Source organism: Nocardiopsis sp. iso_238 (genome assembly GCF_056173325.1).
The window spans coordinates 2530427-2556082 of record NZ_CM149668.1; the positions used below are offsets into that span (position 1 = coordinate 2530427).

24 protein-coding genes are annotated in these 25656 nt (G+C 71.6%); 16 read left to right on the forward strand and 8 right to left on the reverse strand.

Annotation, left to right across the window (positions count from 1 at the left end; all coding sequences use genetic code 11):
- Positions 1–10 precede the first annotated feature (10 nt).
- Positions 11–1276, reverse strand: a complete 1266-nt coding sequence (locus tag AC0VYL_RS11155; protein ID WP_475483070.1) for an ester cyclase — start codon at positions 1274–1276, stop codon at positions 11–13.
- Positions 1277–1557: 281 nt separating this feature from the next.
- On the opposite strand from AC0VYL_RS11155, the gene AC0VYL_RS11160 reads away from it, so the two are divergent.
- From AC0VYL_RS11160 to AC0VYL_RS11170, 3 genes are all read left to right on the forward strand, one after another.
- Entirely contained in the window at positions 1558–1935 is a 378-nt protein-coding gene (locus tag AC0VYL_RS11160) for a DUF3052 family protein (protein WP_475462565.1), read from the forward strand.
- A 53-nt stretch (positions 1936–1988) separates the two neighbouring features.
- Positions 1989–2972 (forward strand): ATP-binding cassette domain-containing protein, encoded by a 984-nt coding sequence (locus AC0VYL_RS11165; RefSeq protein ID WP_475462566.1) that lies wholly within the window; start codon positions 1989–1991, stop codon positions 2970–2972.
- A gap of 72 nt (positions 2973–3044) precedes the next feature.
- Positions 3045–3812 (forward strand): ABC transporter permease, encoded by a 768-nt coding sequence (locus tag AC0VYL_RS11170; RefSeq protein WP_475462567.1) that lies wholly within the window; start codon positions 3045–3047, stop codon positions 3810–3812.
- 96 nt (positions 3813–3908) lie between these two features.
- Here AC0VYL_RS11170 and AC0VYL_RS11175 read toward each other — a convergent pair whose 3' ends face one another.
- The gene (locus AC0VYL_RS11175) at positions 3909–6350 is read right to left on the reverse strand and encodes an excinuclease ABC subunit UvrA (RefSeq protein ID WP_475483071.1); all 2442 of its coding nucleotides are present in this window, start codon (positions 6348–6350) and stop codon (positions 3909–3911) included.
- A gap of 222 nt (positions 6351–6572) precedes the next feature.
- Between AC0VYL_RS11175 and AC0VYL_RS11180 the strand changes: the two genes are divergently transcribed.
- Genes AC0VYL_RS11180 through AC0VYL_RS11195 form a run of 4 tightly spaced genes read left to right on the forward strand, consistent with a single transcriptional unit; the run spans position 6573 to position 10568 of the window.
- Positions 6573–8477: an FG-GAP repeat domain-containing protein gene (locus tag AC0VYL_RS11180; protein ID WP_475483072.1), complete on the forward strand. Its 1905-nt coding sequence runs from the start codon at positions 6573–6575 to the stop codon at positions 8475–8477.
- Positions 8474–9514: an enediyne biosynthesis protein UnbU gene (locus tag AC0VYL_RS11185; RefSeq protein WP_475483073.1), complete on the forward strand. Its 1041-nt coding sequence runs from the start codon at positions 8474–8476 to the stop codon at positions 9512–9514. The genes AC0VYL_RS11180 and AC0VYL_RS11185 overlap by 4 nt, the downstream gene beginning before the upstream one ends.
- Entirely contained in the window at positions 9511–10101 is a 591-nt protein-coding gene (locus AC0VYL_RS11190) for a hypothetical protein (RefSeq protein ID WP_475462571.1), read from the forward strand. Before AC0VYL_RS11185 ends, AC0VYL_RS11190 begins: the two co-directional genes overlap by 4 nt.
- Positions 10098–10568 carry a hypothetical protein gene (locus AC0VYL_RS11195; RefSeq protein WP_475483074.1) on the forward strand — a complete coding sequence of 157 codons (471 nt, stop codon included), beginning with the start codon at positions 10098–10100 and terminating at the stop codon, positions 10566–10568. Before AC0VYL_RS11190 ends, AC0VYL_RS11195 begins: the two co-directional genes overlap by 4 nt.
- Positions 10569–10589: 21 nt before the next feature.
- Here AC0VYL_RS11195 and AC0VYL_RS11200 read toward each other — a convergent pair whose 3' ends face one another.
- Positions 10590–11522, reverse strand: coding sequence for a LysR family transcriptional regulator (locus AC0VYL_RS11200; RefSeq protein WP_475483075.1), 933 nt, complete (start codon positions 11520–11522; stop codon positions 10590–10592).
- A 268-nt stretch (positions 11523–11790) separates the two neighbouring features.
- Here AC0VYL_RS11200 and AC0VYL_RS11205 point away from each other — a divergent pair, with 268 nt between their 5' ends.
- A complete protein-coding gene (locus tag AC0VYL_RS11205) occupies positions 11791–12945 on the forward strand; it encodes an acyl-CoA dehydrogenase family protein (RefSeq protein WP_475462574.1) in 1155 nt (384 codons plus the stop codon).
- 131 nt (positions 12946–13076) lie between these two features.
- On the opposite strand, the gene AC0VYL_RS11210 is transcribed toward AC0VYL_RS11205, so the two are convergent.
- A complete protein-coding gene (locus AC0VYL_RS11210) occupies positions 13077–13295 on the reverse strand; it encodes a hypothetical protein (protein WP_475483076.1) in 219 nt (72 codons plus the stop codon).
- 232 nt (positions 13296–13527) lie between these two features.
- Positions 13528–14307, reverse strand: a complete 780-nt coding sequence (locus AC0VYL_RS11215; RefSeq protein ID WP_475462575.1) for a 4'-phosphopantetheinyl transferase family protein — start codon at positions 14305–14307, stop codon at positions 13528–13530.
- A 102-nt stretch (positions 14308–14409) separates the two neighbouring features.
- Here AC0VYL_RS11215 and AC0VYL_RS11220 point away from each other — a divergent pair, with 102 nt between their 5' ends.
- From AC0VYL_RS11220 to AC0VYL_RS11240, 5 genes are all read left to right on the forward strand, one after another.
- Positions 14410–14544, forward strand: coding sequence for a hypothetical protein (locus AC0VYL_RS11220; protein WP_431872379.1), 135 nt, complete (start codon positions 14410–14412; stop codon positions 14542–14544).
- A gap of 57 nt (positions 14545–14601) precedes the next feature.
- Positions 14602–15408 (forward strand): DeoR/GlpR family DNA-binding transcription regulator, encoded by an 807-nt coding sequence (locus AC0VYL_RS11225; protein WP_475462576.1) that lies wholly within the window; start codon positions 14602–14604, stop codon positions 15406–15408.
- A 133-nt stretch (positions 15409–15541) separates the two neighbouring features.
- Complete coding sequence (locus AC0VYL_RS11230; RefSeq protein ID WP_475462577.1) at positions 15542–16360, forward strand: polyprenol monophosphomannose synthase; 819 nt, start codon at positions 15542–15544, stop codon at positions 16358–16360.
- Between the two features lie 77 nt (positions 16361–16437).
- Positions 16438–16704 carry a hypothetical protein gene (locus tag AC0VYL_RS11235; RefSeq protein ID WP_475462578.1) on the forward strand — a complete coding sequence of 89 codons (267 nt, stop codon included), beginning with the start codon at positions 16438–16440 and terminating at the stop codon, positions 16702–16704.
- A 183-nt stretch (positions 16705–16887) separates the two neighbouring features.
- Positions 16888–17184 carry a hypothetical protein gene (locus tag AC0VYL_RS11240; RefSeq protein WP_475462579.1) on the forward strand — a complete coding sequence of 99 codons (297 nt, stop codon included), beginning with the start codon at positions 16888–16890 and terminating at the stop codon, positions 17182–17184.
- A 5-nt stretch (positions 17185–17189) separates the two neighbouring features.
- On the opposite strand, the gene AC0VYL_RS11245 is transcribed toward AC0VYL_RS11240, so the two are convergent.
- The 3 genes from AC0VYL_RS11245 to AC0VYL_RS11255 form a co-directional block, all read right to left on the reverse strand.
- A complete protein-coding gene (locus AC0VYL_RS11245) occupies positions 17190–18782 on the reverse strand; it encodes an MFS transporter (protein WP_475483077.1) in 1593 nt (530 codons plus the stop codon).
- Positions 18783–18886: 104 nt separating this feature from the next.
- On the reverse strand, positions 18887–21682 hold the full coding sequence (locus tag AC0VYL_RS11250) for an ABC transporter permease (RefSeq protein WP_475483078.1): 2796 nt from the start codon (positions 21680–21682) through the stop codon (positions 18887–18889).
- 5 nt (positions 21683–21687) lie between these two features.
- On the reverse strand, positions 21688–22452 hold the full coding sequence (locus AC0VYL_RS11255; RefSeq protein ID WP_475462582.1) for an ABC transporter ATP-binding protein: 765 nt from the start codon (positions 22450–22452) through the stop codon (positions 21688–21690).
- A 347-nt stretch (positions 22453–22799) separates the two neighbouring features.
- Here AC0VYL_RS11255 and AC0VYL_RS11260 point away from each other — a divergent pair, with 347 nt between their 5' ends.
- The 3 genes from AC0VYL_RS11260 (at position 22800) to fabG (ending at position 25642) form a co-directional block, all read left to right on the forward strand.
- Complete coding sequence (locus AC0VYL_RS11260) at positions 22800–24104, forward strand: sensor histidine kinase (RefSeq protein WP_475483079.1); 1305 nt, start codon at positions 22800–22802, stop codon at positions 24102–24104.
- The gene (locus tag AC0VYL_RS11265) at positions 24079–24738 is read left to right on the forward strand and encodes a response regulator (RefSeq protein WP_475462584.1); all 660 of its coding nucleotides are present in this window, start codon (positions 24079–24081) and stop codon (positions 24736–24738) included. Before AC0VYL_RS11260 ends, AC0VYL_RS11265 begins: the two co-directional genes overlap by 26 nt.
- A gap of 199 nt (positions 24739–24937) precedes the next feature.
- On the forward strand, positions 24938–25642 hold the full coding sequence (fabG, locus tag AC0VYL_RS11270) for a 3-oxoacyl-ACP reductase FabG (RefSeq protein ID WP_475462585.1): 705 nt from the start codon (positions 24938–24940) through the stop codon (positions 25640–25642).
- Positions 25643–25656 lie beyond the last annotated feature (14 nt).

A 25656-nucleotide genomic window follows, 5' to 3' on the forward strand; every position in this document is an offset into this window, starting at 1 on the left:
TGTCCCGTGGTCAGTTCGCGGCGGTGCCCGGGTAGCGGCCCTCGTCGGGGAAGATGTCCAGCCGGGTCAGCAGGGAGTAGATGTCGAAGCCGTAGATGATCTCCGACAGGCGCCCCTCCTTCACGGTGAACACGTCGATGGAACGGGTGATCGCACCCGTCCCGGTGGCCTCGTGCCCCAACAGCGGACGCCGGTGCGTCCCCGCGAAGGCCGCCAGCAGCGACACCCGCGAACCGTCGGTGATCACGCGTTCGATGTTGAACCTGTAGTCGGGGAAGGCGTACAGGAACGCCGCCATCGTCACGGTCTCCTGGTGGAGGTCGGTCGCGCCCGGCGCGACCAGTCGGCCGACCGCCGACACGTCCCGACCGTTGAGGACCTCCTGGACGAAGGCCCGCAGGACGAACTTGCCGTCTCCGGCCGTCCCGGTGGGCGTCGTCACCTCCGCCTCGGAGGCCTCGGCCGGAACACCCAGGACGCGCGCCATCTCGGCCAGGTCGTAGTCCATGGACACCGAGGTGATCCACGCGCCCTCACCCGACAGCGCGAGCGTGAGGGGGAAGGAGACCTCGTCACCCGTGGGCTCGGCCCGCCACAGCGGGCGCGCGAACCGGCCCGTGACCGTGGCGCGGACCCGGGCGGAACCCTCCTCGACGACGGTCTCGTGCACCGTCAGCGCGAGGTCGTCCAGGGCGCCCACCACGCACAGGTGCACCAGGGACCCGGCCGCGTCCGACACCGCGTCCACGTCCACGAGGGCGTCCAGCGCGGCCAGGTCGAAACCGCCCAGGACCCGGTCCAGGTACAGCCGGACCGCGTCCTCGAACGACGCGGCCTCCTCCACCTCCGCGTCGGTGCGGGCCACCCCGAGGAAGCGCAGCATCCGCAGCTCGTTGCCGACCCCCCAGCGCTCGGTCATCTTGTCGCCGTGGAACCGCACCGCGTCCGTTCGGCGCGCGGTGATCCGTTCACCCGAGGCGGGCAGCCCCATGAAGTCGTTGCGCATGGTGCCGTACCACTTGCCGACGCACACCACGCTGTCGCCCTCGAACAGTTCCTCGTCCACGTCGTAACGGAAGTCCGGGAACGACGCCAGGAACTCCTCCAGGACGTTCTTGAATCCGTGGAGTGCGACGTCCTGGCCCGGATAGGGATTCCAGTCGACGTAATCGGCCACCTTCAACGTCTGGACCTGGTCCACACGGTGCTCGTTGAAGACCTCCTGCACCCACCGTCGGATGCCGTTGACCACTTCCGGTCTGGTCGACTCGCTCATGGTTCTCCTTTCCCTGTCCGACTCGGGACAGGATGGGATTCCTCTCGACATTACGACCGGGTCGAGTTCCATTCCTTCTCGCGGCTTGCTGGCTGCCGGGGAAGTGAATAACAGCTGGTCGAAGTCGCACCGGAAGGGCCCCTCCAAGGAGCGCAATCCAGGAGAAGTCGAACACGGTGCGTGCGGGTTCCAGAGCGGTACTGTGAGAATCCGACCACCCCTGCCAGCTCCTTTCACGGACTGCAACGAAAGGGGTTCAGGGCATTCACCAGGAGGAATTCATGGCAGAGAAAAGCGGAGCGGCGAAACTGGGTGTCAGGTCCGGGTTCCTGGTCGTCGCGCACGGTGCGCCGGACGACTACGCCGACCTTCTCGGAGAACTCCCCGCCGGGGCCGCGGTCACCGAGGAGCCGGGTGCCGCGCCCGACCTGCTGCACCTGTTCTCCGAAACTCTGGAGGAACTGCGCAAGAACCTCACCGAGCACCTGCCCGGGGTCCCGGACACCACCGTGGTCTGGCTGTCCTACCCCAAGGGCGGCGGCAAGAGGGAGCTCAACCGCACCATCGTCATGGAGGAGGCCGTCAACGCGGGCTGGAAGGCCGTCTACGGGGTCTCCCTGAGTGACGGCTGGTCGGCCAACCGCATCAAGCGGGCCTGACCGACGACCCCACGCACGGCGGACCCGTGCCGTGCGCCCGACCCAGGAGCACCATGATTCGTGTCAGCAAACTGAGCCGCAGCTTCCGCGTCGGCCGGGACAAGGACGTCGACGCCCTCAGGGACGTCACCTTCTCCGTGGAGGAGGGGGAGATGGTCGCACTGCTGGGGCCCAACGGCGCGGGCAAGTCCACGGCGCTGCGCGTCCTGACCGGCCTCGTCCCGCCGACCTCGGGCACCGCCACCATCGACGGTGTGAGCGTGGTCGACGACCCCACTGGCGTACGCCGCAGGATCGGCTTCGTCGGTCAGGGCAACGGTGCCGCCCACGAACAGCGCGTGGACGACGAACTCCACGCGCAGGGCCGCGCCTACGGCCTGCCCCGGGCCGAGATCCGCCGCCGCGCGGAGGAGCTGGTCGACATGCTCGACCTCGGCCCCTTCCTCAAACGCCCCGTGCGCTCCCTGTCCGGCGGCCAGCGCCGACGCGTCGACCTCGCGCTCGGCCTCGTCCCGCGGCCTCCGCTGCTGTTCCTGGACGAGCCCACCACCGGACTGGACCCGCACCACCGGGCCAACCTCTGGGAGCACGTCGCCCGGCTGCGCTCGGCCTTCAACACCACCATCCTGCTCACCACCCACTACCTGGAGGAGGCCGACAGCCACGCCGAACGCGTCCTGATCATCGATCACGGCAGCGTCATCGCGGACGACAGCTCCGCCCAGCTCAAACGCGACCGCGTGGGCCACCGGATCGCCGTGGAGCTCGACGGCCCCGACGAGGCCCGGCGCGCGGCCAAGATCGCGGAGGAGCTTCCCGACGCGAAGGACGTACGCGCGGACGGCCAGCACGTGCGGCTGCGCGCGGACAGCGGCGACACCTCGGTGCCGGTCCTGCTGCGCAACCTGGACCAGGCCGGGATCCGGGCCCGCCGGCTCTCGTTCGCGGAGCCGACCCTCAACGACGTGTTCCTCGAACTGACCGGGCGTTCCCTCCGGGAGGGCGACCAGCGGTACCGGTCCGAGGACGGCGCCTGAACCGCCGCCCCAGGGCGTGTTCGACGGACACACGCCCTGCCCCCGTCGCCCTCGGAGATTAAGGACCGACCCATGCCCAAACTACTGACCGACATCGCGACCGTCACGAGCCGCGAGCTCCGGCCGATCCTGCGCGGACCCCTCTTCCTCGTGGTCAGCCTCATCCAACCCCTGGTGTTCCTGGGGCTGTTCGGCCCCCTGCTCGGCGGCGCGGTGGACGAGAGCGTCTTCGGAGGGCAGAGCGCCCTCCAGTGGTTCGTCCCCGGGATCATGGTGATGATCAGCCTGGTCGGCACCTCCACCATGGGGTCCAACCTGCTCACCGAGATCCAGACCGGCGCGCACGAACGCCTCATGGTCACCCCGATGTCCCGCGGCTCCATGCTGGTCGGCCGCGCGCTCAAGGAGTTCGCGCCACTCGTGCTCCAGGCCCTGGTGATCGTCCTGGTCGCCACGCCCTTCGGCTTCTCGCCCCACCTGCTCGGCACCGTCCTGGGCGTGCTCCTCCTGGGGGTGCTCGGCATCGGCCTCGGCGCTCTCTCCTACGCCCTGGCGATCGCCGTCCGCAGGCAGGACTGGGCCTTCTGGGGCATCCAGCAGACCCTGCTCTTCCCGGTCCTCATCCTGTCCGGCATCCTGCTGCCGACCGACATCGGCCCCGGGTGGCTGGAGACCGTCGCCGCGTTCAACCCCCTGACCTACGTGGTCACCGCCGAGCGCGCCCTGTTCTCCGGCGAGATCCTGACCGCCGACGTCGGCTGGGGCGCCCTGGCGGCCCTCGTGGTGGCCGGACTCGGCCTCCTGGTCGGGGTCCGGTCGATGCGCCACTCGCCGGTCTGACCGGACCGCGCGCCGCCGTCCTCCCCACGCGTCGTGCGACGGGGAGGACGGCGGCACGCCCGGTGAGGGGGCGCGGGGCGATCCCGGCCGCCGGGGTCAGCGGCGGGCCAGCACGAGACCCGTGTGGGTGCGCTGACGGGCCACCACCCCCGGCACGTCCTGCGCGAGCAGCTTCCCGCCGCTCGCGCCGCCCCCGTCACCGAGCTCCACGATCCAGTCGGAGGCCGCCATCACCGAGACGTCGTGGGTGACGGTCACGACCGTCCCGCCCCCCTCCACCAGGGCCCGAAGCACCGACACCAGCCGGGCGACGTCCGCCGCGTGCAGCCCGTTGGTCGGTTCGTCCAACAGGTAGACGGTCCCCGGCGCGGTCCCGCCGGCGAACTCCTTCGCCAGCTTCACCCGCTGCGCCTCACCCCCGGAGAAGGTGGTGGCGGACTGCCCCAGCAGCACGTAGCCCAGACCCACGTCGACCAGTGAACGCAACGGCCCCGCGACACCCTTCACGTCCGAGAACACCTCGACCGCCCGCGCCACCGTCATCTCCATGACGTCCGCGATCGAGTACCCGCGCACCGTCGCCCGCAGGGTGGCCGGGGCGAACCGCCGACCGCCGCAGACCTCGCAGGCCAGCTGGACGTCGGGGAGGAAGAACATCTCCACCTGCACCACGCCCGCCCCCTCGCAGGCCGGGCAGCGGCCCCCGGGGTTGTTGGCGGAGAACGCGCCCGCGCCCAGCCCCTCCTCGCGTGCGCCGGGGGAGGCGGCGAACATCCTCCGCAGCCGGTCCAGCACGCCCACGTAGGTGGCGACGTTGGACCGGGGCGAGCGCCCGATGGGCGACTGGTCCACGGTCACCAGCCTGCGCACGTCGCCCAGACCGGCGACCTCGGCGCACCGGGGCGCCGGGCGGGTGGTCTCGCCCGCGGCGGCGGCCACCGCGGGCTCCACCACGTGGGTGAGCAGCGAGCTCTTGCCCGCCCCGGACACCCCGGTCACGGCGGTGAGCGCGTTCATGGGGAAGCGGACCGACACCGAACGCAGGTTGTGGGCCTCGGCCCCGGTGAACTCCGCGAAACCCCAGTCGGGATCCTCGGCCGTGCGCCAGGGCACGGAGGCCCCCGCCGGACGCGGGGCCAGGAACGGGGCGGTCACCGACTCCGGAGCGGTCCCGATACCGGACACCGGGCCGGAGTACACCAGGCGCCCGCCGTCGGCCCCGGGGCCGGGGCCGACCTCCACCACCCAGTCGGCGGCGGCCACGATCTCCAGGTCGTGTTCGACCACCAGCACCGTGTTCCCCTGGTCCCGCAACCGGCGCAGCGAGTCCAACAGCAGGCGGGTGTCGCGCGGGTGCAGCCCGGCGGAGGGTTCGTCGAACACGTACATCAGCCCGAACATCTCCATCCCCAGGTGGGTGGCGAGCCGGACCCGCTGCGCCTCCCCGCCGGACAGGGTCGGGACGGGGCGGTCCAGCGTCAGGTAGCCCAGCCCCACCCGCACCAGGTGGTCCACCCGGGTACGGAGCTCGGCCACGCCCTGGGCCGCCTCGGCGGGCACCGCCGGGTCCCGGGCGAGCGAGTCCACGTACGCCAGCGCGTCCGCGATCTCCATCCGGCACACGTCCGCGATGGTGTGCCCGGCCACGCGCACCGACAGCTGGGCGGGGGACAGACGTCCGCCTCCGCACGCCGCGCAGGCCAGGTCGGACATGAACGTGGTCGCCCGGTCCCGGGCCGCCTGTCCGGACGCGTCGCGCAGCGAGGCCGACAGCCAGGGCACCACCCCCAGGAACCGGGTCTCGCGCACGGTCGGCGTGCCCCGAATGGTCAGCTCGGCGCGCAGCGGCGCGCCCTCCTCGTGCATCAGCCGGTGCCGCACGTCCGGGTCCAGCCGCCCCCACGGGGTGGACGGATCGGCTCCCAGGGACTCCGCGAACCGCAGCGACAGCTCGTGCTCCAGCGTGGTCCGGGAGTCCTGCCAGGGACGCAGGACCCCCTCGGCCAACGACCGGGCGGGGTCGTGCACCACCAGGCCCGGATCGCCGCGCGGCACGGTCCCCATCCCGTCGCACTCCGGGCAGGCGTGCGCGGAGGAGTTGAAGGAGAACGCCCGGGCCGTCATCTCGGCGGGACCGGCCGACCCGTCGGACCGGCCCGTCGCCGCGAACAGTGACCTCAGGTAGTCGTGCACGTCCGTCGCGGTGCCGACGGTGGAGCGCGGGTTGGTCGCCCCCCGCGCCTGGGCCACGGACACCGCCGCGCACACCCCCGTCACCGAGTCCACCTCGGGCCGGAGCGAACCGCCCACCAGCTGCCGCGTGAACGCGGACAGCGGTTGCAGGTGGCGTCGCTGCGCCTCCGCGTAGACGGTCCCGTAGGCCAGCGAGCTCTTGCCCGAACCCGACACCCCCGTCACCGCCACCAGCGCCCGATGGGGGAAGTCCACGTCGAGTCCGCGCAGGTTGTGCACCCTCGCGCCGCGCACCCGGAGCAGATCGGGGCCGCCGCCCCGGTGGTCCTCCGTCGTCTCCGCCACCGGCGGCCTCCCGATCACTCTCCGTGTACACCGATCGTCCAGCCTAGAACGCGACCCCTTCTCCTGGGTTGCTCACCTCCGCTCCGGCGGCCCGTTCTTCTTCCGCCGTGCGGGACTGCCCGGAACAGCAATCCGGAAGAGGACGCGACCTCCCGCGCGACACACGATGGGCGAAGTCCCACCGACCACCGAGGTCGTCCCCAACCCCCGAAGGAGAACCCGATGCGGTTGATGTTCCTCCTGGCCAGGGTCGCCTTCGCCGTCGTGCTCGTCGTCGGGCTGGCCGTCATGACCGTGCGCCCGACCCACGACGAGGCGGAGGCCGCCGCGCTGGCCGCCCCCTTCTCCTTCACGACGCTCGACCTGAACTCCGCACCCGAGAACGCCCGGTACGAACGCGACGTCGCCCCGGACCTGGAGCACTTCCGGGGCTGGATCTCCGCAGTGGGAGCGGCGGTGGCCCTGACCGACCTGCGCGGCCTCGGGCGGCCCGCCGACGCCTGTCTGGTCGACCCCCGCGACGACAGCGTCACGCTGCGGTCGGTGCCCGGCAGCGGCGCCGACGAGTACCCGGTGGTGGAGCTGGTGCCCGACCTGCCCTACGACGACACGATGGCCCCCATGGGCTGCGTCCCCGCGGACCTCGACGAGGACGGCGACACCGACCTGGTCGTCTACTACTGGGGGCGCTCCCCGGTACTCTTCCTCAACACCGGTGACGGCCAGGGCCCGCCCGCGGCGGACGACTTCGAGTCCCACGAACTGGTCGAGCCCATGCAGGTGTGGAACACCACCGCCCTCAACGTCGCCGACCTCGACGGTTCCGGCAGCCTGGACGTCATCGTCGGCAACTACTTCCCCGACGGCGCGCGCGTGCTGGACCCCGACGCCGACGACGAGACCCGCATGGAGATGCAGGACAGCATGGGTCTGGCCGCCAACGCCGGGCGCAACCGCGTGCTGCTGACCCAGCCCACCGGGGAGCCCGACACCCCGCCCGCCCTGACCGACGCCAGCACGGCGCTGCCCGAGGAGGCGACCACCGGGTGGACGCTGGCCTTCGGGTTCCAGGACCTCAGCGGCAACTCGCTCCCCGACGTCTACATGGCCAACGACTTCGGCAACGACCACCTGCTGGTCAACCGGTCCGAACCGGGTGAGCTGTCGCTGGAGCTCGTCCGGGGCGAACGCGACATGGTCACCCCGAAGTCCAGCGTCATGGGCAACGGCTCCTTCAAGGGCATGGGCGTCACCTTCACCTACGACGAGGGCGCCGACCTGCCGACGATGGTGGTCAGCAACATCACCAGCGAGTACGCCCTCCACGAGAGCAACTTCGCGTTCGTCCCGACCGGTGAGGGCGCCGACCTGCTGGAGGGCCGGGTCCCCTACCGCCAGGAGAGCGAGGCACTCGGGCTCTCGCGCAGCGGATGGTCCTGGGACGTCAGGGCCGGGGACTTCGACAACGACGGAACCGACGAGCTCTTCCAGGCCACCGGTTTCCTCAAGGGGGACACCGACCGGTGGCCGCAGCTCCAGGAACTGGCCCTGGCCAACGACGAACTGCTCCGCCACCCGTGGGCCTGGCCCAACTTCCAGCCTGGCGACGACCTCTCCGGCCACGAGCACAACCCGTTCTGGGTCCGTGACGAAGGGGGCCGGTACGGGGACGCCGCCGCCCAGCTCGGACTGGACACCCCCGACGTCTCCCGGGCCTTCGCGTTCGGGGACGTCAACGGCGACGGCCTCCTGGACGCTCTGGTCGCCAACCAGTGGGAGGACTCCCGGGTCCTGATCAACGACGCCCCCGAGGCCCCGCCCGGCATCAACCTGCGCCTGCTCGTACCCGCGAGCGCGGCCGAGGGCGAGTGGCGTCCCGCGCTGGGCGCGAAGGTGACCGTCCGCGAGGGCGGCGCGCCCGACCAGACGCGTCAGCTCTTCCCCGCCAACGGCCACACGGGGGTGTCCTCCGACATCCTGCACCTGGCCGCGCCCGAGGCCGGAACCCTGCCCGTCAGCGTCTCCTGGCGGGGCACCGGCGGTGAGGTGCGCACCGCCGACGCGGACCTGGAAGCCGGGTCCCACACACTGCACCTCGACGACGACGGAACGGTGACCGCCCCATGACCGCGACACGACCGGGTGAGCCCGCCCCCACCGCCGCTCCCGACCCGGCGTCCGGCGGCCCCTCCGCGCCGCGGGAACGGAGCCCCGAGCCCGGCACGCCTCCGGGACCGCCGACGACGGGCCCCGGGACGGGTCGCCGCCCCGGGCCCGACAAGCGGGTCATGGCGTTGCGCATGTTCGCCACCAGCATCACCGTCTTCACGGTCCTGGGCCACCTGCTCCTGGGGTTCGAGCAGTCCCCGATCACCCCGATCGCGGCCGTTCTCATGGGCTACGCGGTCGACCTGGTCATGGAGACCCTGGGCGCACGCTCCGAGGGCCGCGCCCCCGGCTACGCGGGCGGGATCGGCGCGCTGATCACCTACCTGCTGCCCACCCACATCGCCGGACTGGCCTGCGCGATCCTGCTGTGGGGCAACGAGTCCCTGTGGCCCTACCTGTTCGCGATCACCGTCGCGGTGGTCGGCAAGCACCTCATCCGCATCCCCGTGAAGGGCCGCAGGCGCCACTTCCTCAACCCGTCCAACTTCGGTATCGCGGTCACGCTGGTGCTCTTCCCCTGGGTCGGGATCGCCCCGCCGTACCACTTCACCAACAACATCACCGGGACCCTCGACTGGCTGCTGCCGTTGGGCGTCCTCATGGCCGGGACGATGCTCAACGTCCGCCTGAGCGGACGGTGGCCCCTCATCCTGGGCTGGGTCGGCGGGTTCGCGGCGCAGGCCGTGGTGCGCTGGCTGGTCCTCGACCACGCCCTGGTCGCGGCCCTGCTCCCGATGACCGGACTGGCCTTCATCCTGTTCACCAACTACATGATCACGGACCCCGGAACGACACCGCACAGGCCCCGCAACCAGGTCGTCTTCGGGGTGACCGTGGCCGCAGTCTACGGGCTGCTGGTGACCTGGCACGTCGTCTTCGGCCTCTTCTTCGCCCTGGTGATCGTGTGCGCGCTGCGCGGCGTCGTCCTGCTGGCCGCACCCCTCGTCACCCGCGCCGCCCCCGTCAGCCCGACCGAGCCCAGGAGTGACCGATGACCGTTCAGGAGCGTGTGGCCAGGGGCTACCGCAGAGGACTCGACAGCGTGAACACGGAGCGACACCGGACCTGCCTGTGGCTGTTCATGGTGGTCGTCGTCGCCCACTGGGCCGAGCACCTGGTCCAGGCCGTCCAGGTGTACGTCCTGGACTGGCCCCTGGAGGAGGCGCGGGGGGTGCTGGGCATCCCCTTCCCCTGGCTGGTCACCTCCGAGTGGATGCACTACGGCTACGCCCTGGTGATGCTGGTGGGCCTGATCCTGCTGCTGCCCGGCTTCACCGGACGTTCCCGGACCTGGTGGGGGATCTCGCTCGGCATCCAGGTGTGGCACCACTTCGAACACCTCCTGCTCCTCGTCCAGGCCCTGGCCGGGGCCAACATCGCGGGCAGGGAGGCCCCCACGAGCCTCCTCCAGCTCGTGGCGCCGCGCCTGGAACTGCACCTGTTCTACAACGCCGTGGTCTTCGCCCCGATGGTCGTCGCCATGTACCTGCACACGCGGCCCAGCCCCGCCGAACGGGCCCGCATGGTGTGCTCCTGCGCCCGGGACTCGGGTGCGGACGACCCGGAAGGGTCACTGCGGTGAGCGGTTCCCGGCACGGAGGCGCCGGGGGACGTGCCTTCCCCCTGGTGGTGCTCGCCCTGGCGGTGTTCGTGGTGTACCTCGGAGCGGCCAACGTCGACCGCGCCGTCCGGGCGGCCCGTGCGGACGGGGACCCCGGCCGCTTCACGGCCACCGCCGTGGAGTGCGTCAGCCACCTGGGGCACCAGTCCTGCACCTGCTACGGCGACTACCGGTCGGACGACGGCGCGGTGGAGCTCGCCGGGGTGTTCATGTCGGGCGGCGACCTGGCCTGCGAGACGGGCACGCGGTCGGCGGCCGTGGACATCGGCTCGACCACGCGGGTCTACCACCCGGACGGCTCCCACGAGTGGATCGCCACCGCCGCGCTCATCCTGGTGGGCGCCGCCATGGGAACGTGGGCGCTGACGCACCTGCCGCGCGCCGGAAGGGCGAGGAACGGACCGGCCCCGGACCGCTCCGGAGCCTGAGTACGTCCGGAGGCCCGTCCGTCAGGGGCGGACGGGCCGCGCGGCCGCGCGGCCCCCGTCCACGGGCGTCCGGTCCAGTAGTTCGCGGGCGAGCCTGGCGATGCGGTCCGAGGCCTGGTCCACCGGGCTGTCGCGGCGCCAGACCAGCAGGTGCCGCAGCTGTATGGGGGCGCCCTCCAACTGCCGCACCACCACGCCGCGGCCCGACTCGAAGTCCGCCTGGCACGGGGCGACCGCCCGGCGGTCCGCGATGAGATCGCGGATCTCCGATCTCTCGTAGAGCCGGTAGGGCACCTGGGGGCTGAACCCCGCCCGCTGGCAGGCCAGGTAGAAGCACTCCGGCCAGCCCGTGCCGTCCGGGGGCGTCAGCGCCCACGGGCACTCGGCCAGGTCCTCCAACCGGATGTGGGTCTCCCGGGCCAGCGGGTGCTCCGCCCACAGCGCCACGTGCAGGGGGTCCACCGCGAGCATCGCCCAGGCCAGCGGACCGTCGGTCGGCAGGTCGCGGTCCACGTAGTCGATGGTGGTCCCCAGGTCCAGCCGCCCGGCGCGGACCAGGTCGGTGACCAGCTTGGGGGAGTACTCGGTGCGCACGTGCACCGGGACGTCGGGGAACACCTCCGGCAGCCGTGCCGACAGCTCCACGGTGAGGGGGCCGACCCCGCCGACGCGCAGCGTGCTCGGTGAGGCGCCGCGCGCCGTGATGTCGTGCAGCAGGTCGTCCATCGACAACAGCACCGCACGTGCCCGGACCAGCACGAACTCACCGAGCTCGGTCGGCCGTACCCCCGCGCGCCCCCGGTGGAAGAGGGGGCCGCCCACCTCGCGTTCGATCCGCTGCAACTGGGTCGTCAGCGCGGGCTGCGACGTGGACAGCGCGGCGGCCGCCTTCGTGACGCTGCCGGTGTCGGCCAGGAGGCAGATCGTACGCAGATGGCGGAGTTCGAGGTCCATGCGTGGAATCTAGGCCGCCGGGGGGCTCCGTGTACAGACGTCGCGGCCAGAACGGACGAGTCGCACATCCCGTGCGGTGTTCCGGCCCCGTTCCGCCCCTTCTGTCCAAGGCCGACCGGTCCGGGCCGACCCGGGTCCCCTCCGGGGCGGTTCGTTGGGATAAGGTGCCGTGCGTCACCATATAGTTGGATGGCCTACTACTTCGTGGTCAACCCCGCGAAGCCGGTCGGTCCGAGGCGCACCTGGGCGCCCAACCGTGGGAGAGTTCATGGCGGTCGAACGCACGCTGCACACACCCGAGGCCGAACAGCTCCTGGAGCTGACCGGGGAACTCGTGGACAAGGAGATCGCCCCGCGCGCGGCCGAGGACGAGGAGAACTCCGTCTTCCCCCGCGACGTCTTCACCACCCTGGGCCGGACGGGACTGCTCGGACTCCCGTACCCGGCGGAGTACGGCGGCGGTGAACAGCCCTACGAGGTCTACCTCCAGGTCGTGGAGGAGCTCGCCCGCGGCTGGCTCGCGGTCGGCCTCGGCGTCAGTGTCCACACGCTCTCCTGCTACCCGCTGGCCACCTTCGGCACCGACGAGCAGAAGGCCGCGCACCTGCCCGCCATGGTCGGCGGGGAACTCCTCGGCGCCTACTGCCTGTCCGAGACCTCCTCCGGCTCCGACGCCGCCGCCCTGGCCACCCGCGCCGAGCGCACCTCGGACGGCTACCGGGTCAACGGCGCGAAGGCGTGGATCACCCACGGCGGACGGGCCGACTACTACGCGCTCTTCGCCCGCACGGGGGCCCCGGACTCCGGCGCGCGCGGGATCAGCTGCTTCCACGTCCCGGCGGACACCGTCGGTCTCGGCTCGGCCGCCCCCGAGCACAAGATGGGCATGCGCTCCTCACCGACCGCGGGGGTGCTCTTCGACGACGTCGAGCTGGGGGCCGAGGCCCTGGTGGGGGAGGAGGACCGCGGTTTCGGGATCGCCCTGTCCGCCCTCGACTCCGGTCGCCTGGGCATCGCCGCGTGCGCAGTGGGCCTGGCCCAGGCCGCTCTGGACGCCGCGGTCGCCTACTCCCGCGAGCGGCGCCAGTTCGGCGGGGCCATCGGTGACTTCCAGGGGATCGGCTTCATGCTGGCCGACATGGCCACGCAGGTAGCCGCCTCCCGTGAGCTGTACCTGTCCGCCGCCCGCCTGCGCGACGCCGGGCGCCCGTTCGGCCAACGGGCCGCCATGGCCAAGCTGATGGCCACCGACACCGCCATGAAGGTCACCACCGACGCCGTCCAGGTCTTCGGCGGCTACGGCTACACCCGCGACTTCCCGGTCGAGCGCTACATGCGCGAGGCCAAGGTGCTCCAGATCGTGGAGGGGACCAACCAGGTGCAGCGCCTGGTCATCAGTCGGCACCTCGCCAAGGAGGGGTAGCCGCGCCCTCCCCCGGAGCGGACCCGGGTGAACCCTCCGGGGCGGCGTCCGCGCGGCGCCGCCCCGGAGTCTGTCGGTCCCGCTTCCGTGGATCACGTCGTACCGGGGGTGGGGTGTCGGCTCCTGGGTGATCAGCTCCGCCTGCGGACGTACCGCTGCGTGGCCCGCGCCGAGCGGGGTTGCTCCCGGAGCCGGGCCGCGCGGTCGGGGCCCGTTCCGGTCCGCCGACGGCCCTGGTTCGGGGCGGCGTCCCCGCCGAAGGCGCTCGGGGGAACCAGCGGTCCGGTGGCGGTCGCCGTCGCGTCGGCGGCGCCCCGTGCGCCGGGTGTGGTCGGTCCCAGGGTCGGCACGGTGTCGCCGGGGTCGCGCGTGTGTCTCCTCGTCAGGTGTGCTCTCGTGGCCTGTTGACCACTGCGTTTGAAGTACTTCGATTAAAGTACTTCATGCATAGTGGTTTGCCGAGCCGTCGCACCGGATCACCTGGAGGGAAGGAGAGGGGCGGGTCAGGGCCGTGTCACGGGTGCTCCCAGGGTCCGGACGCCGGACCCGTGGGCGCTCACGGGCAGGGGTGCACCCCCGGGGCTACCTCCGGAGGAGGTCGGCGGTGCGCTCGGCAGGGTGCACCGTCAGCTCCACCTCGCGATCGGTCAGCACGGCCAGCGCCGACCGGTATTCAGGGCCCCGGTCCAGGTCCGACAGCCAGGCGGCCCCGGGGCCGCCGCCGCCCTCCCAGGACACCAACCGCGCCCCCGTGTCCGGCCGACTGACCACCACCCTGCGCAACCCGCCCGACAGCCCCAGGCCGGTCGCCTTGAGCAGCGCCTCCTTGCGCGCCCAGTAACCGAAGAACGCCCCCGCCCGGTCCTTCTCCGCCAGCGCGTTCCACGCCCGCTGCTCGTCGTCGGCCAGCGTGTACCCGGCCAGCCCGGCCAGGTCGCGGGTCTCCGAGATGCGCTCCACGTCCACGCCGACCGGCACCTCCCGGGTCAGCGCCAGGGCCACCCACTCGCCGGAGTGGCTGACGGAGATCTCCCACCCCCGCGCCGTCCCCGAGGGAACGGGCTTGCCGTGCGGGCCCTCCGGGCCGCTCCGGCCCCCGTCCGCGCCGGTGCGCGACTTCTCCTCGCACGAGCGGCAGTGCAGGTCGAAGGTCACCTCCTCCGGAGCGCAACCGGCCCTGTCGGCCAGCACGAGCCGGGACAGGGCCCGGCCCAGCAGGTGGCGGTCACGGTCGGCCTGGAGGCGGAACCGCGACTGGCGTTCGCGTTCGGAGCGGTCCAGCAGTCGCAGCAGGCGTTCGCTCGCGGCGGAGGTGTGGGCCCACCACACCGTGGTGTCGAGGGGCGCGGAGCTGAGGGTCATGCCCCCCATTGTCGCCGATCTTCCGGACGATCGGTGGTGTGAGGCCGACCCAAACGGGGCATCCGGTAAGTGGCAGGTCAGCCCGCCCCCTTGGAGGCTCAGATGTCTGTCGTCATGATGCTCGGTGCCGGAGCCCTCGTCGGCCTCGTCGCCCTCACCGTGCTCTTCCTGGTGACCCTCCTGTCCGACAGGCCGGAGGAGGAGGCACAGCCCACCAGAGACGGGTCCGTACTCTAGGGAGGCGCGGTTCCCCGACCGTGCGCCACCGACAGCACGGAAGGGCGGACCGTACCCATGACCGAGGAGAGCCGACCGGCCTTCGCCGCCGAGCGCCGGGAGCGCATCCTGGAACTGGTGCGGGCCAACGGCAGCATGTCCCTGCGCGACATCGCCGCCAAGGTGCGCGCCTCCGAGGTCACGGTCCGGCGTGACGTGCGCTCCATGGAGGCCGAGGGCCTGCTGGACCGCCGCAGGGGCGGCGCCGCGCTGCCCGGCCGGATCGGACACGAACAGAGCTACACCGGCAAGAGCGGCCAGTGCGCCGCGGAGAAGGCCGCCATCGCCACGGTCGCCGCCCGCCTGGTCCGTCCCGGCGACGCCATCACCATCGGGCCCGGCAGCACCGCCGAGGCCTTCGCCCGGGCGCTTCTGGGCCACGGCGACCTCACCGTGGTCACCAACTCCCTCCGCGTCGCGGACGTGCTCGCGGTGGCCGCCGGGGTCGAGGTCGTCATGACCGGCGGCACCCTGCACGCGCCCATGCGGGCCCTGGTCGGCGCGGCGGCCGAGGAGTCGCTGGCCGGGCTGCGGGTCAACCGCGCCTTCCTGTCCGGCAACGGGGTCAGCGCCGACCGCGGTCTGAGCACCCCCAACCCCGCCGTGGCCAGTGTCGACCGGGCCCTGTCCGCCTGCGCGGAGGAGACCATCGTCCTGGCCGACCACACCAAGGTCGGCGCCGACACCATGGTGACCACCGTGGCCCCCGAGGAGATCGCCCACCTGGTCACCGACAGCAGCGCCGACCCCGAGGTGCTGATGACACTGGAGGAGACCGGGGCCCTCGTGCACGTCACCGTCGTGGCCGACGAGCGGGGCCAGTGAGCCCGACCGCTTGATGGTGAAAGGGGCGTGTACTCCACCGCCCGCACCTATTGTGTGGTGAACACCCGATGCGTGATCCTTGACGCACCCGCCCCGACAGTATCGACGTCCACCCACTCAGGAGCCGCCGAGCATGCCGACCCACCCGTCGCACCCGGAGCCCGTACCGACCGCTCCGGTGCGGATCACCCCCGAACCGGTGGCGCTGCCCGAACCCTGGCGGAGTTCGGCCCTGACCGTGGTCGTGCCCACCTACGACGAGGCCGGGAACCTGCCCGTCCTGGTGAGGCAGCTCATGGCGTTGGACCTGCCCCGACTGCGGGTCGTCGTGGTGGACGACAACTCCCCGGACGGAACCGGGGAGGTCGCGGACAAGCTCGCGGTGGAGCTCGGCGGACGGCTCTCGGTGGTGCACCGCACCCGCAAGGACGGCCTCGGCCGCGCCTACGTGGAGGGCATGACCCGCGCGCTCGCGGACGGCGCGGACTACGTCGTGCAGATGGACGCCGACCTCAGCCACCCGGTGGGCTACGTCCCCCAGCTCCTGGGCACCCTGCACTCCACCAACGCCGGGGTGGTGATCGGCAGCCGCTACGTGCCCGGCGGCAGCCTCTCCGAGGCCTGGGGCCTGCGCCGCCGCCTGCTCAGCGGCTGGGCCAACACCTACGTCAAGCGGGTGCTGTCCATCCCCGTCCAGGACGTCACCGCCGGGTTCAAGGTCTGGCGGGCCTCCGCGCTGGAGGTCCTGGACCTGGCCAGCATCGAGAGCACCGGGTACGCCTTCCAGGTCGAGATGCACTACCGGGCCTTCCGGCGCGGCCAGAAGATCATGGAGATCCCCATCCACTTCGAGGACCGGGTGGTCGGCCAGAGCAAGCTCGACGGCGCGGTCGCCCTGGAGGCGGCCCTGCGTCCGCTGAGGCTGCGCCGCGCGGAGAACGCCAGGCACTGACGGGGCCGTGTCCCCCTTCACCGATCACCCCCGAACTGCGATCATGCGGGTAACTGGACGGTGAGCAAGGGGGACACATGTCCGAACAGCCCTACGACGTGGACGCCGACATGGGGGAGGACCCCCAGGAGAGCGAGATCGCCGAGGCCGAGAGCCGCCAGAACCCGGACGCACCGGTCTACGGCTACACCTTCGAGGACGAGAGCGCCGCCACCGAACGCGGTATCGACGAGGAGGTCCGGGAGGAACGCGACGACGTCATCCCGCGTGAGGACTTCGACCTCGACGACCCCGGAGCGGAGTCCGAGGCCGTCCACGAGGTGGACGAGCCCGACCAGACCTGACCGGAGCGACGTCCTCGGAGAACGCGCTCTCCGAGGCCCGACCGTGGAACATCCGCCGAGCCCCGGGCGCCGTCGTGCGCCCGGGGCTCGCGCGCGCCCACGCGAAGTCGTCCACAGGGACGGGGGAGAGAAGTGATCTCGAAGGTCAAAGCGGGGAAGAACTCAGGTAAGGAGGCGGACACCGTGACCGAGCAGCCCTACGAAGTGGACCTGGACCTGGGAGACGACCCACAGGCGACCGAGGTCGCCCAACGAGAGCGGGTCCTCGACCCCGACCACAACATCCTCAGCTACGACTTCGAGGACGACGACAGCCGAGGCAGCCTCGGGATCTCCGAGGGCGTGCGGGCCGAACGGCTGGGCGGCGCCGTTCCCAGACAGCGCTGGGGCGACGACCCCAGCGCCGAGGAGCAGGCGCTGAGCGTGGTCTCGGACCCCAACGCCGTCAACGACCACCCCCCGGAGGGGTACGGGAGCTGACCCCCTCAGTCGCTCGCGTGTTCGGCCCCGCTCCCGGCGGTCGACCCCGGGCAGGAGCGCAGCGGGGGACCGGTCACCCCACAGAACCGCATCGGCTGCTCCTCACCGAGCGGTTCGACCGCACTGGTCTCCTCGGGGAGCGATCCCCGGTCGGCGGCCTCGGAGGCCTCGGGCATCCGGCCGCGCGGCAGCACCAGGGCGCACAGTGAAGCCAGGACGCACAGACCCGCGAGGATCAGCATGGCCGTACCGAACCCCTCAGCGAGGGACGCCGAGTGCCCGCCCGCCGAGCCCCCACCGCCCGAACCACCGATCCCCGCCAGCACCGGCACCGCCGCCACACCGATCAGCTGCGCGCCCCGGGCGAACGTGTTGTTCACCCCCGAGGCCAGACCCGCGTGCCGCTCCGGGACCGAGGCGAGCACCGTCGCGGTCAGCGGTGCCACGGTCGTCGACAGACCCAGCGCCACCAGCAGGACCCCCGGCAGCACCCCGGTCAGGTACGGGGCGTCGCCGTCCATCCGGGACAGTGTCACGAACCCGGCGGCCAGCAGCAGGGGGCCGAGCACCAGCTGGATCCGGGGGCCGATCCGGGCGGCGAGCTTCCCCGAGCGCGCGGACAACAGGAGCATCAGCACGGTGATCGGCAGGGAGGCGGCCCCGGCCGCGATCGGGGAGTAGCCCGCCACCTCCTGGAGATAGATCACCATCAGGAACAGCAGTGGCCCCAGCGACCCGTAGATGAGCACCGTTGCCCCGTTGGTCACGCTGAACGGCAACGACCGGAAGATGCCCAACGGCAGCATGGGGGAGGTACCGCGTGCCTCCGTGAACAGGAAGGCGGCCAGCGCCAGCACGCCCACGGCCACGCCGGTCCACACCGCCGGGGTGGCTCCCACCGCGCCCCACTGGATCAGCGCGTAGGTGATCCCGGCCAGCGCCACCACGCCCAGCAGCGCGCCGCCGTAGTCGAGGCGCCCCACGTCGGAGGTGTCCCGGGACTCGGGCACCCGGAACCAGGCGATCAGCAGCACCACGACCGCGATCGGCAGGTTGATGAGGAAGATCAGCCGCCAGTCACCGATCTGCACCAGCCAGCCGCCCACGAAGGGGCCCACCGCCGAGGCCACACCGGTCAGCCCCGACCACGCGCCGATCGCCCGTGCCCGGTCCTGCTCGCGGAACCCCGCCTGGAGGATGGCCAGGCTCCCCGGGGTGAGCAGCGCTCCGCCCACTCCCTGGATCACCCGCCCGGCCACCAGCCACTCCAGGGTCGGCGCGAACGTGCACAGCGCCGAGGCCAGGGCGAAGACCGCCACGCCCACCATGAACAGCCGCACCCGGCCGAACCGGTCGGAGAGGGAGCCGCTGAGCAGGATCAGCGCGGACAGCGTGACCATGTAGCCGTTGACGATCCACTGGAGACCGGCCAGACCCGTGTCCAGGTCGCCCTGGATGGCGGGCAGCGCCACCGTCACCACCGTGGAGTCCAGGAAGGCCATCCCCGAACCCAGGACCGTGGCGGTCAGCATCCACCGCGCCGCCGGGGTTCCCCACACGACCTGCCCGGCGACCGGCACCGAGGCCGAACCACTCATACGACACCCCTCCCGAGGACTACCGACACCATAGGAGCGGACCCCCGCCCGTGGGTGGGGGTCCGCGCCGACTTTCCGTCGTCCTGTTCGGTTTTGACCGGGGGCTACTCGCTGGCGAGCGCTCCGGTGATCGAGGTCCCGGCGGCCCGGCGGGCGGGCAGCACGGCGGCCAGCAGACCGGCCAGGACCGCGATCGCGATGAAGACCGCGATCTGGACGGTCGGGATGCTGAAGACCAGGCCCGGCAGGACCGCGGCACCGGCGGCCCAGCCGAACAGCACGCCCAGCGAGATGCCGATCCCCGCGCCGATCAGGCACAGCAGCACGGCCTCGACGCTCAGCATCCGGCGCAGCTGGCCCTTGGCCAGACCCAGCGCCCGCAGCAGCGCGGACTCCCGGGTGCGCTCCAGGACCGACAGCGCCATCGTGTTGGAGATGCCGAACACCGCGATGATGATCGCCAGGCCCAGCATCGCCGCGATCGTGTAGAACGCGATGTCCATCATCTCGGAGAACTGGTTCTTCATCTCCGCGACCGACATGACCTGGACCATCGGGTACTCGTCGACCGCCGTGTAGACGGCCTCGCGCACCTCGGCCGGGTCGGCCCCGTCAGCGGCACGGAGGTGCAGGTAGCGGCTCTCCGTGATCTCGGGGAAGGCCGCCGAGAAGTCCTCGGGCGAGATGATCGCGCCCCAGAAGGAGGCGTCGTCCGCGACGACCGCGGCGACCTCCAGGTCGAGGTCCCCACTCGGCGCGGGGACGGTGAAGGTGTCACCGGCATCCACGCCCTCCGCGTAGTTCTGGGACAGGACCACCCTGCCTGCCTCCAGGTCGGTCGGGTCACCCTCGACCACCTCGCCCTTGATGTCGGTGCCCACCTCGGCGCCGTAGAACGCGGTCACCGGCAGAGCCATCGACCCGGGAGAGGACTCGTCCTCCAGGTAGGTGGAGCGCTCGGACATCACCTTGTCCAGCAGCGGGCTCGCGGCCAGCTCCTCCTGGACCTCGCTCGGGACGAGGGGGTCACCGCTCGCCTCGTCGACGGGCGCGTCCTCCGCGACGGTCTCCTCGACGGCGGCGTCCTCGGGCGCACCCTCCTCCGGGGCGGCGTCCTCGGGCGCACCCTCCTCCGGGGCGGCGTCCTCGGGCGCACCCTCCTCGGGAGCACCCTCCTCGGGAGCACCCTCCTCCGGGGCGCCCTCCTCCAGGGAGGCCTCCGAGAGTTCACCCTCCTCGGCAGCGCCCTCCTCGGCACCCTCCTCCGGAGCGGCGGTGTTCGGTCCCTCCGGCGCGTACTGGGCACTGATCTGGTAGTCGACCGGGAACTGCTCGTCCAGCTGCTCGGTCAGGGTGGTCTCGAACGAGGAGCTGATCACCGAGTAGCCGGTGATGAGCGTGGCGCCCACCGTGAGGGCGATCATCGCGGTCGCGGCACGGCGGGGGCTCCGGGTGGAGTTGTCCACCGCCAGCATGCTGGGCACGCCCACGCGGCGCAGCGGGACACCGACCACCTTCACGATCCCGCGCACCAGCAGCGGGCCGAGGACGACCACGCCCACGAAGGCGATCAGGGCCGCTCCGGTCACGACGAACAGGCTGTTCGGGTCCTGATTCATCGACCGGCTCAGCACCACCAGGGCGGCGGAGGCGCCGAAGGCCAGCAGGCCGAACACCACGCGCACCCAGCCGGTCCCCTTCTCCAGACCCGAGGCGGTGGCGCTGGTGCGCAGTGCCGTCAGCGGTGCCACACGGGTGGCGCGGGTGGCCGGGACCAGCGCGGAGAACACGGTCATCAGGGTGCCGACCAGCAGCCCCACGATCACCGCTGTGGGGCTGACGACCACGGTGGCCGTGACGTCGGATTCCACCAGCTGGCCGCCGAACCTGGCACCGAGCGCGCCCACGCCCACACCGGCGAGCACGCCGAGCGCGGAGGCGACGAGCCCGACCACGAACGACTCGCCCAGCACGGAACGGAAGACCTGGCCGCGCTTGGCGCCCACGCAGCGCAGCAGGGCGAGCTCGCGCTGACGCTGCGCGATGAGGATCGCGAAGGTGTTGTAGATGACGATCCCGGCGACGAACATCGCGATGACACCGAAGAGCAGCAGCGCGATCCGCAGCATCTCGGTCTGCGCGCCCGCGCTCTCGGCCATCTCCTCACCGAACTCGGCACCGGTCTGGACGTCGGTACCGGTCACCTCGGCGACCGCCGTGGCGGCCTCGCCCGGGGACGTGTCCTCGGCGGCCCGCACGTTGACCTCGGAGTAACCGGTGGCACCGGTCATCTCCTGGATGGTGTCCGGCGGGAAGACGAGCGCGCCGCCGAAGCTGTAACCGGGGTCGACACCGAAGTTGACCAGGCCGGTGACGGTGAACTCGCGCTTCTCCTGTTCGGGGTCGAGCACCGTGACGGTGTCACCGACCTCGAAACCGGTCTGGTCCGCGGTGGACGTGGCCAGGGCGATCTCGTCGTCGGCGGAGGGGAGTTCTCCCTCGCTCGCGGAGAACCGCGTCGTCTCACCGAACGCCACGGCGGCGGGCGGCACGAAGCCGAACGCCCGGCCCTCGGCGTCCAGGAGTACGGCCTCGCCCTTCACCAGGCCGTCCGCCTCGGAGACCTGCGGGAGGGCGCGGATGTCGTCCAGCGTCGCGTCGTCGAAGGGGACCGGCTGCAGGGCGAAGCCGTCCTCGTCCACGCCGTCCTCCGCCTCGGGGACGGCGATGGCGTCGACGCTGGTGGCCGACCCCATCACGGACTTCTCGTAGCTGGCCTTGAGGGTGTCGGCGAAGACCAGGGTCCCCGAGACGAACATGACACCCAGCAGGATGGCCAGCACGGTGGTGACGTACCGGGACTTGTGGAGTCTCAGCCCGGCGAGTGTGGTGCGCAGCATGGAGCTCAGGCCTCCAGCTTCAGCAGTCGCTCGGAGACGACCTCGGCGGTCGGGGAGTGCACCTCGTCCACCAGGCTGCCGTCTCGCAGGAACACCACGCGGTCGGCGTAGGAGGCCGCGACCGGGTCGTGGGTCACCATGACGATGGTCTGGTTCAGGTCCTTGGCCGAGTCACGCAGGAACGCCAGGACCTCGGCGCCCGAGCGGGAGTCCAGGTTGCCGGTGGGCTCGTCCGCGTAGACCACCTCGGGGGCGTTGAGCAGGGCTCGGGCCACGGCCACACGCTGCTGCTGGCCGCCGGAGAGCTTGGTGGGCAGGTGGTTCAGCCGGTCGCGCAGCCCCACGACGTCGACGATGTGGTCGAAGCGGGCCTGGTCGACCTTGCGCTTGGCGATCTGCGAGGGGAGCAGGATGTTCTGCTCGGCGGTCAGCATCGGCAGCAGGTTGAACGACTGGAAGATGAAGCCGATCCGGTCGCGGCGCAGCAGGGTGAGGTCGCCGTCGCGCATACCGGTGATCTGGGTGCGGCCCAGGTGCACGGTGCCGGAGGTGGGCACGTCCAGCCCGGCCAGGCAGTGCATCAGGGTCGACTTGCCCGAGCCGGAGGGGCCCATGATGGCGGTGAACGCGCCCCGGTGGAACTCCACGTCCACACCGGCGAGGGCGTGCACCTGGCTGCCGCCGGTGTCGTAGATCTTGGTGAGCCCCCGAGCCACCACCACCGGCGGGGCTTGGACCGGGGACGTGGGCTTCACAGCGGACTCGGTCACGACAGAACAACTCCAGAGATCGGGAAGGTGAGGATGCCGGCGGATCGGGACGGACCGTGCTCCTCGGCGTGTGTCTCCACGCTAGGTGCGGGAAGACCCCCGACACCTCGGTCTCGGGGCTGAACCTCGTACCGGCCAAAGGCATGACACCGAGCGGGTTCGCGACTCCTTCGTCAGGTTCCACCCCCGACTTTCGTAGGGGGTCCGTCCTGGGGAGGAACGGCCCACCTCAACGGAAATCGGGTCTGAGCTGCGTATATGGCGGTGAATCTACTATGGGACCCCCGACGCTCCGGGTCGGTCGAACGGACGACCCCCGCCGGGAGCGCCACCGTAGACTCTGGCGGATGAAAACGTGGTTGCGGGATCGCCTGCGGGACTTCAGTGCCCTGTTGAGCCACAACTGGAACTGGTGGTGGAAGCGACGGCTGCGCCTGGCCGACTGGTGCTACGCCGTCTTCACCCTGCCGTTCAGCGGGCTGATGATGCTCGCCGGAACCACCACCGGCCCGGGGCTGCTGACCACGCCCTTCGCGATGGGGATCGTCCTGATCGACAGCCCCGCGGCCGTCTTCGCCGTGGGTCTCCTGGCCTACGCCCTGCCCGGGACGCTGGCCTCCGTGACGATGCTCTGGCGGCGCAGCAAGCCCTCCTGGCTGCTGGTCACCGGGCTGCTCATGCTGTTCCTGTACGGGAACCCGATCCCGCTCATGGTGGGCCTGTACTCCTACCCGGCGCACTTCAGCGACCGCCGGCCCCTCGCCATGTGGTTCGCGCTCTCCCTCCTGACCCTCGGGGTCCTCTACTACTCCACCCCGGTCGCCTACGTCATCCTGGCCGTGTTCTACCTGGTCGTTCCGGTCATCGCCGGGCTGTGGATCGGTACGAGGCGGCAGCTGGTCGACCGCCTCCACGAGCGGGCCGAACGACTCGAACGCGAGCAGCACATGATGGCGGAGCAGGCCATCGGCGCCGAACGGACCCGCATCGCCCGGGAGATGCACGACGTCGTCGCCCACCGGGTCAGCCTCATGGTCCTGCACGCGGGAGGGCTGGAGGTCTCGGCCACCGACGAACGCACCGTCGAGGCCGCCGGGCTCATCCGCACCACCGGGCGCGAGGCCCTCTCGGAGCTGCGCGGCATCCTCGGGGTGCTGCGTGACGGGGACACCGACACCGCGCCCACCGCCCCCCAACCCGTCCTGGGCGACCTCGACCGCCTGATCACCGAGTGGCGCGGGGCCGGGATGCGGGTGAGCCGGGAGGAGAGCGGCCGGGTCCGCCCGATGCCGGTCGCGGTCCAGCGCACCGCCTTCCGGATCGTCCAGGAGGGGCTGACCAACGCCGCCAAGCACGCCACCGGTGCCCCCGTCGAGGTGTGGCTGCACCACGGCGAGCGCCAGCTGGAGGTGGAGGTGGCCAACGACCCGGTCGGCGCCCCCGTCCACGCCCCGCCGCGCAGCGGGTTCGGCCTGACCGGGCTCCGCGAGCGCGTGGTCCTGGCCGGGGGAGAGCTCAGCTCGGGGGTGTGCCCGGACGGAGGATGGCGATTGCGCGCTATCTTGCCCCTGGGGGAGGACACGGCCCCCGATCCGAACACCGAAGTCGAGGAAGAGGCCACCGACGGTGATCCGCACGCTCCTGGTCGATGACGAACTCCTGGTCAGGTCCGGCCTGCGGATGATCCTGGAGGCCGACCCCGGGATCGAGGTGGTCGGTGAGGGAAGCGACGGCGAGGAGGCCGTCAGCCTGGCCGAGGAACTCGGCCCGGACGTCGTGCTGCTGGACATCCGTATGCCCGGCACCGACGGTCTGGCCGCCGCCGCGCGGCTGAGCACGCTGCCCCGGCCGCCCCGGGTCGTCCTGCTCACCACCTTCGACCTCGACGAGTACGTGCACGCCGCGCTCCGGGCCGGGGCGGTCGGGTTCCTGCTCAAGGACACCCCGCCCCGTGAGCTGATCAACGCCGTGCGCACCGTGTACGAGGGCCACGCGATGCTCGCGCCCAGCGTCACCAAGCGCATGCTCGAACGCTTCGCCTCGCCCGCCCCCGCCGACTCCGCGGCGGGCCGCACCGAGGCCCTGGACAGGCTCTCGGTGCTCAGCGAACGGGAGCGGCAGGTACTCGTCGCGGTGGCCGAGGGCAAGTCCAACGCCGAGGTCGGCCGTGCCCTGGACATGCGGGAGACCACGGTCAAGGCGCACGTGAGCCGCATCCTCGCCAAGCTGGAGATGTCCAACCGGGTGCAGGCCGCCATCCTCGCGCACGACGCGGGATGGGCGTGACCGGGTTCACCCCGACCCTTCCATCGCCCCGCCACCGGGCACTCCACGCCGTACGGGATCGTCCGGATCGTCCGGAGTGGTCCCCTGCCCCGCCTCGGTTGCGTCTACCGGCCGGTAGCTCGGTAACCTGCAAGGCGATCCGCACCCGGAACAACACATCGTGGCTGTTCACCACAAGCCGCAGAGAAGAGGAGCCCCTATGTCGCGCTCAGTACTGGTCACCGGTGGTAACCGAGGGATCGGTCTGGCCATCGCCCGTGAGCTCGCGGCAGGTGGGGACAACGTGGCGGTCACCTACCGTTCCGGTGAACCCCCGGAGGGCCTGCTCGGCGTGCGCTGCGACATCACCGACTCCGCGCAGGTCGACGCCGCCTTCAAGGAGGTCGAGGACGCCCAGGGCCCCGTCGAGGTGCTCGTCGCCAACGCCGGGGTCACCAAGGACCAGCTCCTCGCCCTCATGAGCGAGGACGACTTCTCCTCCGTCCTGGACACCAACCTCACCGGTTCCTTCCGGGTGGCCAAGCGCGCGGTGCGCGGCATGATGCGCAAGCGCTTCGGCCGCATCGTCCTGATCTCCTCCGTCGTGGGCCTGCTGGGCTCCGGCGGGCAGGCCAACTACGCCGCCTCCAAGGCCGGGCTGGTCGGCTTCGGGCGCTCCCTCGCCCGCGAACTGGGTTCGCGCAACATCACCGTGAACGTCGTCGCCCCCGGCTTCATCGAGACCGACATGACCGCGGCCCTCAGCGACGACCGCCAGGCCGAGATCAAGAAGAACGTCCCGTTGGGCCGCCTCGGCTCCTCGGAGGACATCGCCAAGACCGTCGGATTCCTCACCGGCCCCGGCGGCGGCTACGTCACGGGCGCCGTGATCCCCGTCGACGGCGGCCTCGGCATGGGCCACTGATCCCCGAAGAACAG

Bases quoted from the DNA above. Each gene is read 5' to 3' on its own strand.
- AC0VYL_RS11155 (WP_475483070.1), bottom strand. From the start codon at position 1,276: ATGAGCGAGTCGACCAGACCGGAAGTGGTCAACGGCATCCGACGGTGG.
- AC0VYL_RS11160 (WP_475462565.1), top strand. From the start codon at position 1,558: ATGGCAGAGAAAAGCGGAGCGGCGAAACTGGGTGTCAGGTCCGGGTTC.
- AC0VYL_RS11165 (WP_475462566.1), top strand. From the start codon at position 1,989: ATGATTCGTGTCAGCAAACTGAGCCGCAGCTTCCGCGTCGGCCGGGAC.
- AC0VYL_RS11170 (WP_475462567.1), top strand. From the start codon at position 3,045: ATGCCCAAACTACTGACCGACATCGCGACCGTCACGAGCCGCGAGCTC.
- AC0VYL_RS11180 (WP_475483072.1), top strand. From the start codon at position 6,573: ATGCGGTTGATGTTCCTCCTGGCCAGGGTCGCCTTCGCCGTCGTGCTC.
- AC0VYL_RS11185 (WP_475483073.1), top strand. From the start codon at position 8,474: ATGACCGCGACACGACCGGGTGAGCCCGCCCCCACCGCCGCTCCCGAC.
- AC0VYL_RS11190 (WP_475462571.1), top strand. From the start codon at position 9,511: ATGACCGTTCAGGAGCGTGTGGCCAGGGGCTACCGCAGAGGACTCGAC.
- AC0VYL_RS11200 (WP_475483075.1), bottom strand. From the start codon at position 11,522: ATGGACCTCGAACTCCGCCATCTGCGTACGATCTGCCTCCTGGCCGAC.
- AC0VYL_RS11205 (WP_475462574.1), top strand. From the start codon at position 11,791: ATGGCGGTCGAACGCACGCTGCACACACCCGAGGCCGAACAGCTCCTG.
- AC0VYL_RS11215 (WP_475462575.1), bottom strand. From the start codon at position 14,307: ATGACCCTCAGCTCCGCGCCCCTCGACACCACGGTGTGGTGGGCCCAC.
- AC0VYL_RS11220 (WP_431872379.1), top strand. From the start codon at position 14,410: ATGTCTGTCGTCATGATGCTCGGTGCCGGAGCCCTCGTCGGCCTCGTC.
- AC0VYL_RS11225 (WP_475462576.1), top strand. From the start codon at position 14,602: ATGACCGAGGAGAGCCGACCGGCCTTCGCCGCCGAGCGCCGGGAGCGC.
- AC0VYL_RS11230 (WP_475462577.1), top strand. From the start codon at position 15,542: ATGCCGACCCACCCGTCGCACCCGGAGCCCGTACCGACCGCTCCGGTG.
- AC0VYL_RS11235 (WP_475462578.1), top strand. From the start codon at position 16,438: ATGTCCGAACAGCCCTACGACGTGGACGCCGACATGGGGGAGGACCCC.
- AC0VYL_RS11245 (WP_475483077.1), bottom strand. From the start codon at position 18,782: ATGAGTGGTTCGGCCTCGGTGCCGGTCGCCGGGCAGGTCGTGTGGGGA.
- AC0VYL_RS11250 (WP_475483078.1), bottom strand. From the start codon at position 21,682: ATGCTGCGCACCACACTCGCCGGGCTGAGACTCCACAAGTCCCGGTAC.
- AC0VYL_RS11260 (WP_475483079.1), top strand. From the start codon at position 22,800: ATGAAAACGTGGTTGCGGGATCGCCTGCGGGACTTCAGTGCCCTGTTG.
- fabG (WP_475462585.1), top strand. From the start codon at position 24,938: ATGTCGCGCTCAGTACTGGTCACCGGTGGTAACCGAGGGATCGGTCTG.